General features: G+C 61.1%; 14 protein-coding genes. 11 read left to right on the top strand and 3 right to left on the bottom strand.

Annotation, left to right across the window (positions count from 1 at the left end; all coding sequences use genetic code 11):
- The first annotated feature begins 75 nt into the window (after nucleotides 1-75).
- Nucleotides 76-327 (top strand): type II toxin-antitoxin system Phd/YefM family antitoxin, encoded by a 252-nt coding sequence (locus GGD57_RS17000; protein WP_184471508.1) that lies wholly within the window; start codon nucleotides 76-78, stop codon nucleotides 325-327.
- 1 nt (nucleotide 328) lies between these two features.
- The gene (locus GGD57_RS17005; protein WP_097616517.1) at nucleotides 329-601 is read left to right on the top strand and encodes a Txe/YoeB family addiction module toxin; all 273 of its coding nucleotides are present in this window, start codon (nucleotides 329-331) and stop codon (nucleotides 599-601) included.
- Between the two features lie 32 nt (nucleotides 602-633).
- Here GGD57_RS17005 and GGD57_RS17010 read toward each other — a convergent pair whose 3' ends face one another.
- Entirely contained in the window at nucleotides 634-1,857 is a 1,224-nt protein-coding gene (locus tag GGD57_RS17010) for a DUF3095 domain-containing protein (protein WP_184471509.1), read from the bottom strand.
- A gap of 72 nt (nucleotides 1,858-1,929) precedes the next feature.
- On the opposite strand from GGD57_RS17010, the gene GGD57_RS17015 reads away from it, so the two are divergent.
- Nucleotides 1,930-2,409: a class I SAM-dependent methyltransferase gene (locus GGD57_RS17015; protein WP_184471510.1), complete on the top strand. Its 480-nt coding sequence runs from the start codon at nucleotides 1,930-1,932 to the stop codon at nucleotides 2,407-2,409.
- Between the two features lie 33 nt (nucleotides 2,410-2,442).
- On the opposite strand, the gene GGD57_RS17020 is transcribed toward GGD57_RS17015, so the two are convergent.
- Nucleotides 2,443-4,233 (bottom strand): ABC transporter ATP-binding protein, encoded by a 1,791-nt coding sequence (locus GGD57_RS17020; RefSeq protein ID WP_184471511.1) that lies wholly within the window; start codon nucleotides 4,231-4,233, stop codon nucleotides 2,443-2,445.
- A 661-nt stretch (nucleotides 4,234-4,894) separates the two neighbouring features.
- Between GGD57_RS17020 and GGD57_RS17025 the strand changes: the two genes are divergently transcribed.
- The 8 genes from GGD57_RS17025 (at nucleotide 4,895) to GGD57_RS17060 (ending at nucleotide 12,010) form a co-directional block, all read left to right on the top strand.
- The gene (locus GGD57_RS17025) at nucleotides 4,895-5,341 is read left to right on the top strand and encodes a DUF805 domain-containing protein (protein WP_184471640.1); all 447 of its coding nucleotides are present in this window, start codon (nucleotides 4,895-4,897) and stop codon (nucleotides 5,339-5,341) included.
- A 3-nt stretch (nucleotides 5,342-5,344) separates the two neighbouring features.
- The gene (locus tag GGD57_RS17030) at nucleotides 5,345-6,097 is read left to right on the top strand and encodes a hypothetical protein (RefSeq protein ID WP_184471512.1); all 753 of its coding nucleotides are present in this window, start codon (nucleotides 5,345-5,347) and stop codon (nucleotides 6,095-6,097) included.
- Entirely contained in the window at nucleotides 6,090-7,331 is a 1,242-nt protein-coding gene (locus tag GGD57_RS17035) for a hypothetical protein (protein ID WP_184471513.1), read from the top strand. The genes GGD57_RS17030 and GGD57_RS17035 overlap by 8 nt, the downstream gene beginning before the upstream one ends.
- Entirely contained in the window at nucleotides 7,318-8,274 is a 957-nt protein-coding gene (locus GGD57_RS17040; RefSeq protein ID WP_184471514.1) for an AAA family ATPase, read from the top strand. Before GGD57_RS17035 ends, GGD57_RS17040 begins: the two co-directional genes overlap by 14 nt.
- Complete coding sequence (locus GGD57_RS17045) at nucleotides 8,275-9,594, top strand: DUF58 domain-containing protein (protein WP_184471515.1); 1,320 nt, start codon at nucleotides 8,275-8,277, stop codon at nucleotides 9,592-9,594.
- Entirely contained in the window at nucleotides 9,594-10,670 is a 1,077-nt protein-coding gene (locus GGD57_RS17050; RefSeq protein ID WP_184471641.1) for a stage II sporulation protein M, read from the top strand. The genes GGD57_RS17045 and GGD57_RS17050 overlap by 1 nt, the downstream gene beginning before the upstream one ends.
- Nucleotides 10,667-11,566, top strand: coding sequence for an RDD family protein (locus tag GGD57_RS17055; protein WP_184471516.1), 900 nt, complete (start codon nucleotides 10,667-10,669; stop codon nucleotides 11,564-11,566). The genes GGD57_RS17050 and GGD57_RS17055 overlap by 4 nt, the downstream gene beginning before the upstream one ends.
- Before the next feature lie 117 nt (nucleotides 11,567-11,683).
- Nucleotides 11,684-12,010: a hypothetical protein gene (locus GGD57_RS17060; RefSeq protein ID WP_184471517.1), complete on the top strand. Its 327-nt coding sequence runs from the start codon at nucleotides 11,684-11,686 to the stop codon at nucleotides 12,008-12,010.
- A 235-nt stretch (nucleotides 12,011-12,245) separates the two neighbouring features.
- Here the strand turns inward: GGD57_RS17060 and GGD57_RS17065 are convergent, their stop codons facing one another.
- On the bottom strand, nucleotides 12,246-14,159 hold the full coding sequence (locus GGD57_RS17065) for an adenylate/guanylate cyclase domain-containing protein (protein ID WP_184471518.1): 1,914 nt from the start codon (nucleotides 14,157-14,159) through the stop codon (nucleotides 12,246-12,248).
- Nucleotides 14,160-14,259: the final 100 nt, after the last annotated feature.

Raw genomic sequence — 14,259 nt, forward strand, 5'->3', positions numbered from 1 at the left:
AACGCGGCTGCGTATTTGACCCTCAAGCAATCTGTACATATATCTGTACGCTCAAGAGTGGAGAAAGGATGCTCGATGGCACATGTTCGTTTGACCGAATTCCGGCAGAACATCGCAACCTATTTCGATCAGGTTCTGTCTTCCCGAGCGCCTCTGCTCGTGACCCGTCAAGGTTCGGAAGCATTGGTTTTGATTGCCGAAAGCGAGTACGAGAGCATGCAAGAGACGTTGCATCTGCTCTCGACGCCTGCCAATTCCGCCCGGTTGCGCGAGAGCATCGGGCAGCTTCGTACGGGACAGACGATAGAGAACGACCCGACTCTCTGACATGAAGTTGCTCTGGACCCCGAATTCCTGGGAAGAATACGAATACTGGCAGAAAACCGATCAGAAGATGGTCGAGAAAATCAACGAGCTGCTCAGGGATACAAAGAGGTCGCCCTTCAAAGGTCTTGGCAAGCCCGAGCCGCTGAAGGGTGATCTCTCCGGATTTTGGTCTCGGCGAATCCTGGGAGAGCATCGGCTCGTATACTGCGTCACAGGCAAGGGCTCCAACCAGCAGTTGGAAATCATCCAGTGCCGATTTCATTACGAAAAATAGGCTGGGACAATGCCGGCGCTGGTCTTTGGCGCCTAAAGCACAGACGCTGTCGAAAGCGCCTTGCCGGTCATCCGGCTGGCGGCGACGGCATAACCGCCTGATGCGCCATCGATGAAATGCATGTGGTCGCGCGAAATCGGCGTCGGCACGAAGCAGGTCATCAGCGCCGAGGCCTGGCGATGCAGGCCGTAGCGGGCAATGCCCTTGGCCTGCGCCGCTTCCAGCAGCGTCTCGATCCGTTTCAGGTGCTCGGCGTCGACGTCGACGGTCATCTTCAGCCCGTCGTCGAATTTGCGGAAATCGGAATTGCCGGCGACGTCGCTCTTGTAGCGGCGCGCATCGAAGCGGCCGAGCGGGATGCCGAGCTTGTAGCATGCCACGGTGATGGCAAGCTGCAGGAAGATGATGAGCTTCTGCCGCAGCCGCCTTCCGGCCGGCGCGGTGGCCTTGGCCTCGCGATTGATGCCCTTCAGCGAGAAGGCGAATTTCGGGCCGTTGGCCGGCACCGGATGGCTGCCGCGGTTCTGCTCGGCGGTGATGGCGACGATACCGTTGACGAGGGCGCGGAATTCTTCGCCCGGCCGGCCTTCGCCGGGCACGGCGATGATCGAGACGATTTCGCCGTTCTCGGCTTCGATCGGGCTCCAGCGGCAGGAGAGACCGGTCAGATCCGGGCGGGTTCCGGCGGCAGCGCGCTCGACGCCGTAGCGGCCGAGCTTCATCTGTCTTTCTGCCCAGCTGGTGCCGCCGCCCCAGAACATCGCATAGGTGACATGCGGGCTGGCGGAATAGCGCGCGACGCGGACGTCGAGCCCCTCGGCGCGGGTATCGGCGACCGGAACGACGGCGATGCGCAGCATCAGGCCGAGATCCTCCTCGACCCAGACCTGCACGGCAGCGAGAGCATCGCGCGCCGCCTGCTCCAGCGAGCCCGGAAGCGCAATCAGCGCGCCGTCGCCGCCGAAGACGAAGGGATAATCGCCCTTGCCGACGGCATTCAGCACCGCCGATATGACGCTGGCACCCGCCATGTTGACGTCCTTGTAACGGCCGCCGGCGATCGCCTGTGTCGAGCCGACGATGTCGGCGACCGCAAGCACCCATCCCTCCGGCAGCGGCCGATAATTGGCGGCATCGGTCACGCCCTCGAAGGCGCTGAAGAGCGGCACGGCGGCAAAGAAATCTTCGTCGGTTACGGTTTCCATGTCATCGACCTTAGCACAGACCCATGTTGCCACTGCAACGCCAATTCCCATTTACGGCAATCGACTTGGCAAGGTTTCATGTGTTAGCACGCATCCACGATTTTCATGACGGATACGGAATAGATGAGCCGCCTCGACAGCTTCATTCGCCGGTTGACGGCTCAACGCGATATTCTGAACGCGATTATCGGTCTGGTGGGCGAAATCGAGGGCCCGGTGCTGGAATTCGGCCTCGGCAACGGCCGCACCTATGATCACCTGCGGGAGTGCTTTCCTGGCCGCCGTATCGTCGCCTTCGACTGGGAGGTCCGCTCCTATTCGGCCTCGACACCGGAGCCGCAGGACATGGTCACCGGCAATATCCGCGAATCCGGCCAGGCCTTCCTCGGCATCGGCGCCGCCCTTGCCCATGCCGATATCGGCACCGGCCATGACGAGATCGACGCGGTGACCCTGACCTGGCTGCCGCAGCTGATGGCCGGCGTGCTCGCCCCAAACGCCATTGCCGTCAGCGGCCTGCCGCTGGAGCATGCCGAGCTGGCGGCGCTGCCGCTGCCCGGGGGCATCAAGGAAGGCCGTTATTTCCTTTATCGCAAGAGGTAATACGCCGGAGCATCAGCCCTGGCGTATTCCGGTTCACGCCACCAGACCCTTGGTCAGTTCCAGCGTCTGCCGCTCGAACAGCCGGCGATAGATGCCGTTGTTCAGCCGGATCAGCGCCTGGTGGTCGCCTTCCTCGACGATGTTGCCCTTGTCGAAGACCAGCAGCCGGTCCAGCGCCCGCACCGTCGACAGCCGGTGGGCGATGACAAGCGTGGTGCGGCCGTTCATCAGGCGTTCCATCGCCTGCTGGATCTGGACTTCGCTCTCGCTGTCGAGGCTCGACGTCGCCTCGTCGAGGATCAGCACCGGCGCATCGGCGAGGAACGCACGGGCAATGGCGACACGCTGCCGCTCGCCGCCCGACAGTTTGACGCCGCGCTCTCCCACCATGGTCTCATAGCCCTTGGGAAGGCCCATGATGAAGTCGTGGGCGCTTGCCTGTTTCGCCGCCTGCTCGATCTCGCGGCGCGAGGCGTTCGGCCTGCCATAGGCGATGTTCTCGGCGAGCGTGCGGTGAAACAGGATCGGCTCCTGCTGCACGATGGCAATCTGGCCGCGCAGGCTTGACTGCCTGACGCCTGAGATATCCTGCCCGTCGATGCGGATTGCGCCCGACGTCACGTCGTGCAGACGCTGGATGAGCTTGACGAAAGTCGTCTTGCCCGAGCCCGAATGCCCCACCAGTCCCACGCGCTCGCCCGGCTTGATGGTGACCGAAAAGTCCTCGTAAAGCGGGGTGGGATGCGCGCCATATTGGAAGGTGACGCGATCGAAGACGATCTCGCCCTCGCCAATCGCAATCGGCGTGGCATCAGGCCTGTCCTCGATGCCGAGCGGCATCTTGTCGAGCAGCACCAGCTCTTCCATGTCGTTGACGGCCCGCTGCAGATTGCGGATGTCCTGGCCGACATTGCGGAGATAGCCCTGCAGAACGAAGAACATCGCCAGCACGAAGGTGATGTCGCCAGCCGTTGCCAGTCCCTGCCGCCACATGATGAGGCCCGTGCCCAGGATGCCGGCCTGCATGGACACCATCATGAAGCCCTGGATCGTGCCGCTCGATGTGCCGCGCTTCCATGTCCGCCGCGTGCGGCTGTCCCATTTGGCGAGCACATGGCGCAAGCGTGCCTCTTCGCGGTTTTCGGCGCCGAAGGCTTTGACCACCGCATTGCAGCTGATTGCATCCGCCAGCGCCCCACCCAGCTTGGTGTCCCAGGCATTGGCAAGCCTTGCCGCCGGCGATACGAAGCCCATGGAAAGCGCCACGGTCACGCCGATATAGATCAGCGATCCCAGGGCCACGATCAGGCCCATGACCGGCCAGTAGCTGCCGAGCACGATGCTGGCGCCGACCAGCATGACGATGGACGGCAAAAGAGCGACCAGCAGCAGGTCGTTGAGCGAATCGAGCGCCCACATGCCGCGGGTGATCTTGCGCACCGTCGAACCGGCAAAGCTGTTGGCATGCCAGTCGGTCGAGAACCGCTGCACCTTGTGGAAGCCGTTGTTGACGACATCCGCCATGATGCGCAGCGTCAGCCGGATGATGCCGTTGAAGATGAACCAGCGCAGCGCTACGCTCGTCATGCCCAGAGCCACGACGACGACGAAGGCACGGAGCGCCCCATCCGCCGCATTGCCGCCGGCAATGGCATCGACGATCCGGCCCGAGAACACCGGCACCATGACTTCGGCGAGCGTGCTTGATATCACCAGCACGACGATAATGCCCACCAGACCAAGCCGATGGCGCCAATGATGAAAAACAAAGCCGAGCACGTTGCGATAGGCATCGGCACGGAAATCGAGCTTCTTGCGAGTCATTTAACCAGCCCGGCCCATGTCGACGCCGGTCCTCAAAGCGAGAGTTAAAAGGCGCACAGCCCAAGCGGGAGATAAAATGATCCCGTCAGATCAATCGGGCTATGAAGGAAGAGAAAACCGCATGTGGCGCGCCCGAGGCGGGCCGCGAATGGCAATGACCTAGCGTCGGGACATGCCACATGGGAAGGTTTCGATGATTACTGATGTCATTCAACGCCTCCCTTGTTCGATTGAGCGGTGAGCGTTTTCTACCGAACCAATGCGCTGTTGCCAAGCGGATATTTGCAACCTGACGGAAAGTGATGCGGAAACGACACACCTTGTGCGGTTGCGGATCAATGTTTCGGCCGACGTGCAGCTGAATTGTTCGTGGTGCTGTCGCTTCCCGACGGCATCGAGAAAGCGTGTTATTTTTCCGTCGGAAGCATAAACGTTGGGAGGTCAGTCCAGCAAGGATGATGCATTCTCGTCCCGAAGGGGCGTCTAATAAGTGATGAAAAAGTCTCAGTTTACAAGCATTGCTTTTAAATCGTGAACCTGAATGAACGTCTTATTGCAATTTCTGCGCTTGAATTGTAGCTCTTTTCTCATTCGAAATGACTATCGCGGCGAGGCGATGGTGGGTCGTCGCCCCCCTTAGAGCAGCAGAATGGGCATTGAAATGGGATTTACTGAAGCTGTTCGGACTGTTCTGGTGCAGAAATACGCAACCTTTTCTGGCAGGGCTTCCCGGTCGGAATTCTGGTGGTTTCAGCTATTCTTTTGTATCGTAGCGGGGGCAGGCGGATTTGTGGCGGGTTTCATGGGTGCGTTTTCCAATCGCCAAGGCGGAAGCGCGACAGTGAACACCGCGTTCCTGATCATCGGCGGATTGCTCATCCTCGCGATATTTTTGCCGCTGATAGCTCTGGAGGTTCGCCGCTTCCATGATCGCAACATTTCCGGTTGGTGGTATCTCGCGCTCTCTATCCTCGGCCTTATCCCCTATGTCGGTTACGTCACCGGCCTTGTGATCTTTGTTATCAACTTGCTTCCGGGCACCGAAGGCCCAAACAAGTTCGGGGCGGATCCGCTGCGTCCGGAGATACGAGCTGAGGTCTTCGCCTAGAGCATGATCATCCGCAAAGTCGGCCTGCTGGTGGCTCTGTTGCTCGCCACCTCGGCCCAGTTTCCGCCCGCACAGGCGCAGGACGGCGACAATCAGCAGGTTGAGGGCGGTGATCAAAAGAGCGCCGCCGCAGCCGAATATGCCGCGCAGTGCTCGCAGAACGGATTGCGCTGTACGCTCGTCTATGACGACGCCTCGGCAAAAGCCGGGCCGACGTCGAATACGGCGACATCGTCGCCACAACGCCAGCCGCTGATCGTCCCGCGCGAGACCGCAGTCAGCGGACCGCTGGCGGTTGCCGTCGTGCTTGCCGGTCTCATCGCGGTCATCGGCTTGTGGATACGCTTCGGAAACGGTGGAGTCTTGCTCGCATCTGCTCCCCGCGAAATGAAGCGGCAGGGAGAGGCGCCGGAAAGCTGGCGCACCTCACAGGCCGCGGCCGAGGAAGAGCCGACCGACTTCCTGCAGCGTATTGCCGCCATGGCGGATCGACGGCAGGCCGTTGTCCTGCTGCTCAGGCATTGTCTGCTGCACGCGGCTGATATGACGGAAACACGTCTTTTCCGCTCGGACACGGAACGCGCCGTTTTCGCCCGCCTGCCGAAAAACATGCCCGACCGTGAGCGTCTTGCAAATTTCCTGACCGCGGTGGAACTCGTGCATTACGGCGGCCGCGCCGTTGCGGAAAACCATTTCAGCACCCTTCTCGCGACGGCGCGTGGCCTGCTGTCGGTCGGCAGATTGACTCATGCGTAAGTCGGCCCCCGTTTTAATCCTGGTGCTTGGGCTCGCGGCACTGGCGCTCTTCTGGCTGCCGCGGGGCAGCGATTACGACCGCTCGCCGCTCGGCAACAAAGGATTGGAATTGTGGCTGCAGGCCAAGGGCATCCCTGTCGTGCGATCCGACCCGCATGTCGCCCGAGCGAGTTCGGAAATCTCGCTGCGCATCTTTCCCCTGTCGATACGCCAAGGCGAGGCTGTCGCCTCTCAGCCAGCAAACCCGGCTAAGGAGGCAAGCCGATACGCCCTGCCGACGCTGATCATTTTGCCGAAATGGCGCGGCAGCGTATCAACGGATGGTATTGCCAGCAAATCGGGACTGGTCGACCTGACCGATATCGGCGGCGAACTCGACAAGATCGGGTACTCGGATATTGGCTTCGCCCGCAGCAAGACAGATTTTGAAGAGGCGCAAATCCAGCTGAAATCGGGCCAGCCAATCAAGATCGACCTCTATCAAGCACAGACCTTCGAGCGGTCGAGTCTCCCGAGCGGCTGCAAGGAGATTGCAGGCACGCCGTTGGGTGCGCTGCTCCTGCGCTGCGCGCAGAAGCCCAATGTGTATGTTCTGTCGGATCCCGACCTGTTGAACAATCACGGAATGGCCCTGGCCGATAACGCCGCCTTTGCCGTGTCGCTCGTCGAGCGTCTCCGTGGCGCCGGCGACGTACGGCCGGTCTATCTGGATACGGCAGGCGAACCTCTGGACCGCGAAAAACCGGTGGACGAGGGCAAGTCCTATGAGCGTTCTGCCTCCGACCTCAAGCGGTTTTTCGCTTATCCGCTCTCCGTCATCTGGGGAACGCTTCTCGTTGTCGCAGCGATCTGCTGCTGGCGCGGCGCCTATCGCTTCGGGCCGCCGTTGGGCGATACGTCCGGCAACATCGAAATGTCGAAGACGGCAGCGATCGACGCCACGGCGCGGCTCTTGCGCCTGTCGGGCAATGACGGGCGGATGGCCGGCCAGTTCGTGCTGCATCTGCTTGCCGATAAAGCGCAGTTGCTGTTCGGATCGGGCGCCGGAAATCAGGCCGGTATAGCGCGCCTGTTTCAGCGCCTGGCGCGCCAGGATAAGGCCGGCGCGCAGGCATTGCATGCCGCAGCCGAGGCGCTGACCGAACGCGGACATGTCATGACGCGCTCGGATCTGCATCGCAATCTTGAGACATTCAGGAAAATGTTAGGGAGCTTTGAGCTTGGATCTAGGTGAATTTCGCAATCTCATCGCTGCGGTTCGTGGCGAAATCGGCAAGGTAGTGCAGGGGCAGGACGCCATTGTCGATCTCGTCCTGATTTCGATCTTTGCCGGCGGGCACTGCCTCGTCGAGGGTCCTCCCGGCACGGCCAAAACCCTGCTGGCCCGCTCGGTCTCCGCCGCCATGGCGCTGGACTATCGCCGCATCCAGTTCACGCCCGACCTGATGCCCGGCGATGTGCTGGGGGTCAATCTTTTCAACTTCCAGACAAATCAGTTCCACCTGACCAAGGGCCCGGTCTTTACCGACATCCTGCTCGCCGATGAGATCAATCGCGCTCCGCCGAAGACGCAATCGGCTCTGCTGCAGGCGATGAACGAGCGGATGGTCACGCTTGACGGAGCCGATTATTCCCTGGGCTCGGATTTCTTCGTGCTGGCGACGCAGAACCCGATCGAGCAACAGGGCACCTATCCCTTGCCGGAAGCACAGCTCGATCGCTTCCTGTTCAAGCTTGTCGTCGATTTTCCCAGCCGCGACACCGAAATCGCCATCCTGTCCAGGCACGCCAGCCAGGCGCTGAAATCGGATCTGCGCAATGCCGGCATCCGTCCGCTCGTGACCAGCGCCGCGCTCGCCGAGGGACGCGCGCTGATCGATGCGATCCGTCTGGATGAGACGATCCTGACCTATATCGTCGATCTCGTGCGCGCCACCCGCTCCGATGCCGATATTCTCTACGGCGCATCGACGCGCGCGGCAGATGCTCTTGCCTCGGCCGTGCGCGTGCGCGCAGCCTTCGAGGGCCGGGATTACGGCTTGCCGGACGATGTTCAGGCGTTGCTGGTGCCGGCATTGCGCCATCGCATCATTCTTTCGCCCTCGGCGGAAATCGATGGCCGCACGCCGGACGAGGTGTTGCGGAACATCATAAACCGCGTGGATGCGCCCCGTTAAATGCGGCCATCCCGGTATCTGATCGCGCTTGTTCTGATTTTGGCTGCGGTGACGGTCTTCGTCAGCGTCTGGTGGCGCGATATGGGCTATCCCCTGCTCGGCCTATGGGCGGGGCTTGCCGCATTGACGGCCGCCGATCTGGTGATGTCGATCGTGTCGAGCCGGATGACGATCGAATTCGACCTGCCGCGGCAAGGCTTTGTCGGCCACACCGCAGCGTTGACGATCGGCATAAGCCCGCAAAAGGGCGCCTTGCCTCATAATATCGACATCCGCCTCGATCTCGCTCCCGAGCTGGTCGTCGGCGAAAGCCGATTGCCGGGCGCACCAGCCGACGCCGGCGAAAAACAGGCCAAGGCCGTTCTCGATCTTCGCCTGACACGGCGCGGCCAATACGCGGTCCATGAGCTGTGGCTGAAATGGCCATCGCGGCTCAAGCTGCTCGACATCATCGCGCGCATGCCGGTCGGACAGGAGATCGCCGTTCTGCCCGACATATCGCCGGTGCTGTCAGGGGCGATCAAGACCCAGATTCTGCCGCTGGAGGCCGGCCAGAAGGATTTGCGCCTGCGTGGCGAGGGATCGGAATTCCATCAGCTGCGCGAATTTGCCAACGGCATGGATCCGCGCAGCATCGACTGGAAGCGGTCGGCGCGCATGCGCAGTCTCGTCGTGCGCGAGATGCGGGCCGAACGAAACCACCAGGTCATCCTGTGCGTCGATTCCGGACGGCTGATGGCCGAGCAGCTTGGCGGCTTCACCAAGCTCGACCGCGCCATCAATGCGGCGCTCGCCATGTGCTGGGGGGCAGGGCTCGCCGGCGATCTCGTCGGCTTCTACAGCTTCGACAGCCGTCCGCGCCTGTTCGTGCCGGCCCTGCCGGGGCGATCGGCCTTTCCCAGATTGCAGACGGTTTGCGCCGGGCTGCGTTATGAAACCCAGGAAAGCAATCATACGCTGGGACTGACGCATTTGTCGGGACGCCTGAAGCGGCGTTCGCTGATCGTGATATTCTCCGATTTCGTCGACAGCATCACGGCAGAGCTGATGATCGAGAATATACAGGTGCTCGCCCGGCATCATTTCATCGTCTATGTCGCCTTGCGCGATCCCATGCTGCAGAAGCTTGTCGAACCCGAGGAGATCAGCATGGACGCCGTCGCCCGCTCCGTCGCGGCGCGCCAGATCCTGCAGGAGAGGCGGGCCGTCATGGAAAAGCTCGGGCGCCTCGGCGTGCTTTGCCTCGACAGCACCCCGGAGGCGCTGACCTCGGATCTCATTGCGCGCTACATCGAAATCAAATCCCGTGAGATGATATGATGGATATCGGTATCGATGGCAGGATAGACAGGCCCCCGACGGCGGAAACAGGCGCCGGCCAGACCGATATGCTTCGCTCGGCGCGCTTCCGGGTGGAGCGCGAGGCACATTGGCGTCAACTGGACGAGTTGGTGACGCGCGCTGAAAAAGGCGGCGTAGCCGCGCTCGGTTATGATGAAGTCCGCAATCTGGCCGCCGGCTACAGGCAGGCGATGAATTCGCTGAGCGTCGCGCGCGACATCTCGCTCGACCGTGCCCTGATCGCCTATCTGGAAAGTCTCTGCGCCCGGGCCTATCTGGTCGTCTACGCGCCGCAGGAAAGCCTGGGCGGCCTTGCGACCCGTTTGCTGCTGCATGGCATTCCGCAGGCGGTGCGCCGATCGGCCCTGCCGCTGTTCATCGGCTTCCTCGCCCTCATTCTGGGGGCCGTCGCCGGATACAGGCTCTACCAAAACGACCCGGGCTGGTTCTACACCTTCGTGCCTCCGGAGATGGCCGATCAGCGCACGCCCGACGCATCGACCGACTATCTCCGCTCGACGATCTATGGCGACGAACGGCATGACAGCGACCGGCTGGCGGCATTTTCTACCTTTCTGTTTTCCCACAACACCAGCATCGTCGTCCTGATTTTCACGCTCGGTGTTTTCGTATCGCTGCCGAGCTTCGTTCTGACCTTCTACAATGGTCTGATCCTCGGCGCGTTCTTTGCGATGTTTGCGCGCAGGGGGCTGGGTTACGACGTGTTCGCCTGGCTCTCGATTCACGGCGTGACGGAGCTTGCGGCCATCGCCATTGCGTGCGCCGGCGGTGCGAGGCTCGGACTTGCCGTTCTTCTGCCGGGCGCGCGAACGCGAAAGGAAGCGTTGCGCCATCAGGGGCATGATGCCGTCAAGCTCGCGATCCTCGCGGCACTGATGCTTGTCGTGGCAGCCTTGATCGAGGGATTTTTGCGTCAGCTGATCCAGGAGCCGGTCTGGCGCCTCACCATCGGCTGGGGAATGGGTCTCTTTTGGATATGCTGGCTGCTGCTCGGCGGCCGCGACAGCAATATTTCGCGTGAGCCCGCGCGATGAACCAGCCAGTGACGGACGGCAAACGCGTCGAACAGTTCATCCCGCCGGAGGGCGTTCCGATCAGTTTCGCGATCGGCTCACTCGGAACCCGTTTCGGTGCGCAATTCCTCGACATGCTCTTCACTACTCTGCTCATCTTCGTCTGTGCGTTCGTTATCGGCTTCACAGGGCTCCTGCCTCCGAGTGCCGAGACGATGCTGGTCATCCTGCTGGGTTTTCTGGTGCGGACCCCCTATTACATTCTCTCGGAGCTCATCTGGAACGGCCGCACGCTCGGGAAAAAGATAACCGGCATCCGCGTCATCAACGTCAATGGACGGAGGCTGACACCACACCAGGTGACTGCGCGCAACCTGATGAAAGAGGTGGAGATCTTCGCTCCCATAAGCCTTCTGGCGTCGGTAGAATATCAATCGGCGTGGGAAAACGGTTTGACGGGCGCCTGGCTTCTGGTGGTCGTGATCGTTCCCTTGGCCAACCGACGCCGGCAACGGATCGGCGACATCATCGCCGGCACCCTGGTGGTCGACAATCCGCGTTCCGTGCTGCTCTCCGACCTCGCACTGCCTGCGTTCGCCGCCGCATCGTCGCAGGCGGAATTCGAATTTCTGCCGGAACATCTCGATGTCTACGGCAAATATGAGCTGCAGACGCTGGAGGACGTGCTTCGCGACTCGACGAAGACGTCCAACCACAAGGAGATCGAACAGATCGTGCGCACCATCACCCGGCGGATCCGCTATTCGGACGCCGTGAAATCAGGCCAGGAGCTGATTTTCCTCAACGAGTTCTACCGCGCCCAGCGCGAGCATCTGGAGAGCTTGAAGCTGTTCGGCACGTTGCGGGAGAACAAATATCATGAGCATGCGCGAGCAGAGGCGAAGAGGCTTGTTTGAGGGGCGCGGGGCCGCATATTGAACACCGTCACCTCTTAACCGGCAGGGCGAATGCCGCGCCCGATTGAAATCTGCGAAGTTGTGGTGCGCTCAGAGATTCTAATTAGGGGTAGTATAATGAAGCTGCATATTTTAGGCGCTCTCGCGTTTGTTTTTGCTACGGCGGGTCATGTTCAGGCTGACGATCGCAAAACCGCAGCGGCATTCTATTTTCACAGTGTTACGAAATCGGCATGCGGCTTCAACATGACGGCAGAATCGGCAGAAAAAGCTGCCGCCACTCTTGGAATGAGTGATTTTGCCGACCCATTTTTTCCGGCGGTGGCAGCAGTGTGCACTGAGGTGAAAAAGGGAAATAAAAGCAAGGTTATCGAGATCCAAGTTCCCGACAACCACAAGGTGATGCGGAAAGTCATCCTTGAGAAAGCCAAGTGGTGGCAATGATGGGGCGGCGAGGTTTGGCGGAGATGACAAAGAAGATGACAACTCGCCATATGCCGGATCACCAAGCAAGCGACCGGTGCCAGCGAGACGCGGCCGGAAGGCAGCGCCCGCATAGACCGGTAGGCGCCGGATCGATCGAGTTAGGCAAGGATTTCGGACATTGGCGGATAGCGCTGCTCTTGCCGTGATTGTTGAGATTGAGGAATTTCGCCTTCCCCGAAAATCGCGCCAAATTTTATTTGCCGCTCTCCCCAACAAGCTCCCATAGATCGACCTTCTCAGCCCGCCCCTTGACCTGCACCAGACCCAGCGGCCGACACTCGAAGCGATCGCCAACGGCGTCATGGATGGCGGCACTGACCAGGATCGAGGTGTCGTATTCCTTGTTCAATCCTTCCAGCCGTGAGGCGACGTTGATCGTGTCGCCCATGGCCGTGTATTGCTGCCGCGAAATCGCGCCGAAGCTGCCGACGACCGCCGGGCCGGTGTGCAATCCAAATCGCGTGACCAGCGCGGGACGGCGGTTCTTGCCGTTTTCCGCGTTCAGGCCGTCGATCGCCGCTTTCATGGCAAGGGCGCATCGACAGCCGTTTTCGGCATGCCTTACATCCGGGACAGGGGCGTTCCACATGACGAAAATGGAGTCGCCGAGATATTGGACGACTGTCCCGCCATGGCTCTCGGCGATGGTGTTCAGCAGTTCGAAATAGGCCGACAGCGTATCGACCACATCTTCGGGCGAGTTGAGCTCGGATATGGTCGTGAAGTCTCTGATATCGGTGAACAGCACGCTCACATCCTGCCGCTTCGCCTTGACGACCGCTCGCCCTTCCGGGCTGACGATCCGCCGAACCACTTCACGCGGGACATAGAGGGCGAACTGGCCGATGGCGTGACGGCTTGCCGAGAGCGCGCTCGCCAACGTGTTGATCTCGCTGATCCACGAATGCGACAGGGTTTTCTCGCCGACATCGAGATCGCCGATCCTGCGCGCCTCGTCGGCGAGCCGATAGAGAGAGCGGCTGACCATACGCGAGAGAACCACCGATGCAGCCACACCGGCAAGCACGAAGGCGCCGGCCATCAGGAGATTGCGCACGAGCAGCCGGTTGGCCTCAGCCACAAGGTCTTCCAGCGGCACGACGATTGCGGCGGTGCTTCCCTTAAACAGACCGGATATGCTGACCGGAGCGATCTGCACGAGATAGCTTTCCCCATCGAGATCGAGCCGTGCCACGCCGCCGTTTGCAAAGGCGGGATCCCGCCGCAGCCTGACGACAGTTTCAACACTGGTGTCGAAACCGTTTGTCGTCATGACGAAGGCGCCGGATGTTCTCGACCATATTGCGATGATCCTGCTCATGATATCGGGGTCGGAATGGGCAACGAGCTGACCGCCGCCATCGATGATGTAGGCGCGGGCATGCGGCGAAATCCCCCGCGCATCCAGCAGGCGGCTGATGGTCTGCAGGTGAATGTTGATGCCGACGACCACCCGGCCGTCGCCCTTCATCGGCGCCGCGATCGTCAGCGTCGGAACCTTGAGCGTTCCGGTCACATAGGGTCCGACGGAGACCGGAACCCCGTCCTGAACGGCGGATTGATACCAGGGGCGTTGCCGCGGATCGAAGGACACATCTTCGATGTCCCGCTCGCCGATCGGTCTTGCCTTGCTGTCGAGAAAGCGGAGCGTCGACAGGACGTCCGCGCTTTGCCGCTCCGCGATCGTTCTGATCGCGAAGGCCGCCTCGTCAGGCGCCGCGAGGGTCTGGCGAACATCCCTCCTTGCGGCATTGATGACCTGCAGGTACGAGCCGTCGGGATATCCGGTATAGATGCTCGTCGCTTCGGGGACGTTTCTCAGGACTTCCAGAAACACTTCCTGTTTCGCAGTCATATCCTCAGGCGGCGGGGAGGCGAGCTGCGGCAGGGTCGATGCCAGCGCGATCGCCTCGGTGCCTCCCTGCAGCGTGCTGCGATATCCCTCGATCAGCCGCAGGCTCATCCCGCGCATCTGCTGCACGCCGGAATTCACCGCGGCATCGCTTCCCTGCCTGAATGCCATCCAGATGATCGGCATCGACGTGCAGAGCAGCGATGCGACGACCAGGACGCCGAGATGCACTCTAAGCGGTTTGGACCAGCGCACGAGATTTCCCTCGAAATGCGGACACCTCTCAGCGCAGCTGTCGCCCCAAAGCTCCTCTAACCATGCATGAAGAGCGTCCCCAATGACGGCAGCTAACCGC

The sequence above is a fragment of the Rhizobium esperanzae genome, from assembly GCF_014197615.1.
Taxonomy (GTDB): domain Bacteria; phylum Pseudomonadota; class Alphaproteobacteria; order Rhizobiales; family Rhizobiaceae; genus Rhizobium; species Rhizobium esperanzae_A.

Bases quoted from the DNA above. Each gene is read 5' to 3' on its own strand.
- GGD57_RS17055 (WP_184471516.1), top strand. From the start codon at position 10,667: ATGAACCAGCCAGTGACGGACGGCAAACGCGTCGAACAGTTCATCCCG.
- GGD57_RS17060 (WP_184471517.1), top strand. From the start codon at position 11,684: ATGAAGCTGCATATTTTAGGCGCTCTCGCGTTTGTTTTTGCTACGGCG.
- GGD57_RS17020 (WP_184471511.1), bottom strand. From the start codon at position 4,233: ATGACTCGCAAGAAGCTCGATTTCCGTGCCGATGCCTATCGCAACGTG.
- GGD57_RS17015 (WP_184471510.1), top strand. From the start codon at position 1,930: ATGAGCCGCCTCGACAGCTTCATTCGCCGGTTGACGGCTCAACGCGAT.
- GGD57_RS17005 (WP_097616517.1), top strand. From the start codon at position 329: ATGAAGTTGCTCTGGACCCCGAATTCCTGGGAAGAATACGAATACTGG.
- GGD57_RS17035 (WP_184471513.1), top strand. From the start codon at position 6,090: ATGCGTAAGTCGGCCCCCGTTTTAATCCTGGTGCTTGGGCTCGCGGCA.
- GGD57_RS17030 (WP_184471512.1), top strand. From the start codon at position 5,345: ATGATCATCCGCAAAGTCGGCCTGCTGGTGGCTCTGTTGCTCGCCACC.
- GGD57_RS17000 (WP_184471508.1), top strand. From the start codon at position 76: ATGGCACATGTTCGTTTGACCGAATTCCGGCAGAACATCGCAACCTAT.
- GGD57_RS17045 (WP_184471515.1), top strand. From the start codon at position 8,275: ATGCGGCCATCCCGGTATCTGATCGCGCTTGTTCTGATTTTGGCTGCG.
- GGD57_RS17050 (WP_184471641.1), top strand. From the start codon at position 9,594: ATGGATATCGGTATCGATGGCAGGATAGACAGGCCCCCGACGGCGGAA.
- GGD57_RS17025 (WP_184471640.1), top strand. From the start codon at position 4,895: ATGGGATTTACTGAAGCTGTTCGGACTGTTCTGGTGCAGAAATACGCA.
- GGD57_RS17010 (WP_184471509.1), bottom strand. From the start codon at position 1,857: ATGGGAATTGGCGTTGCAGTGGCAACATGGGTCTGTGCTAAGGTCGAT.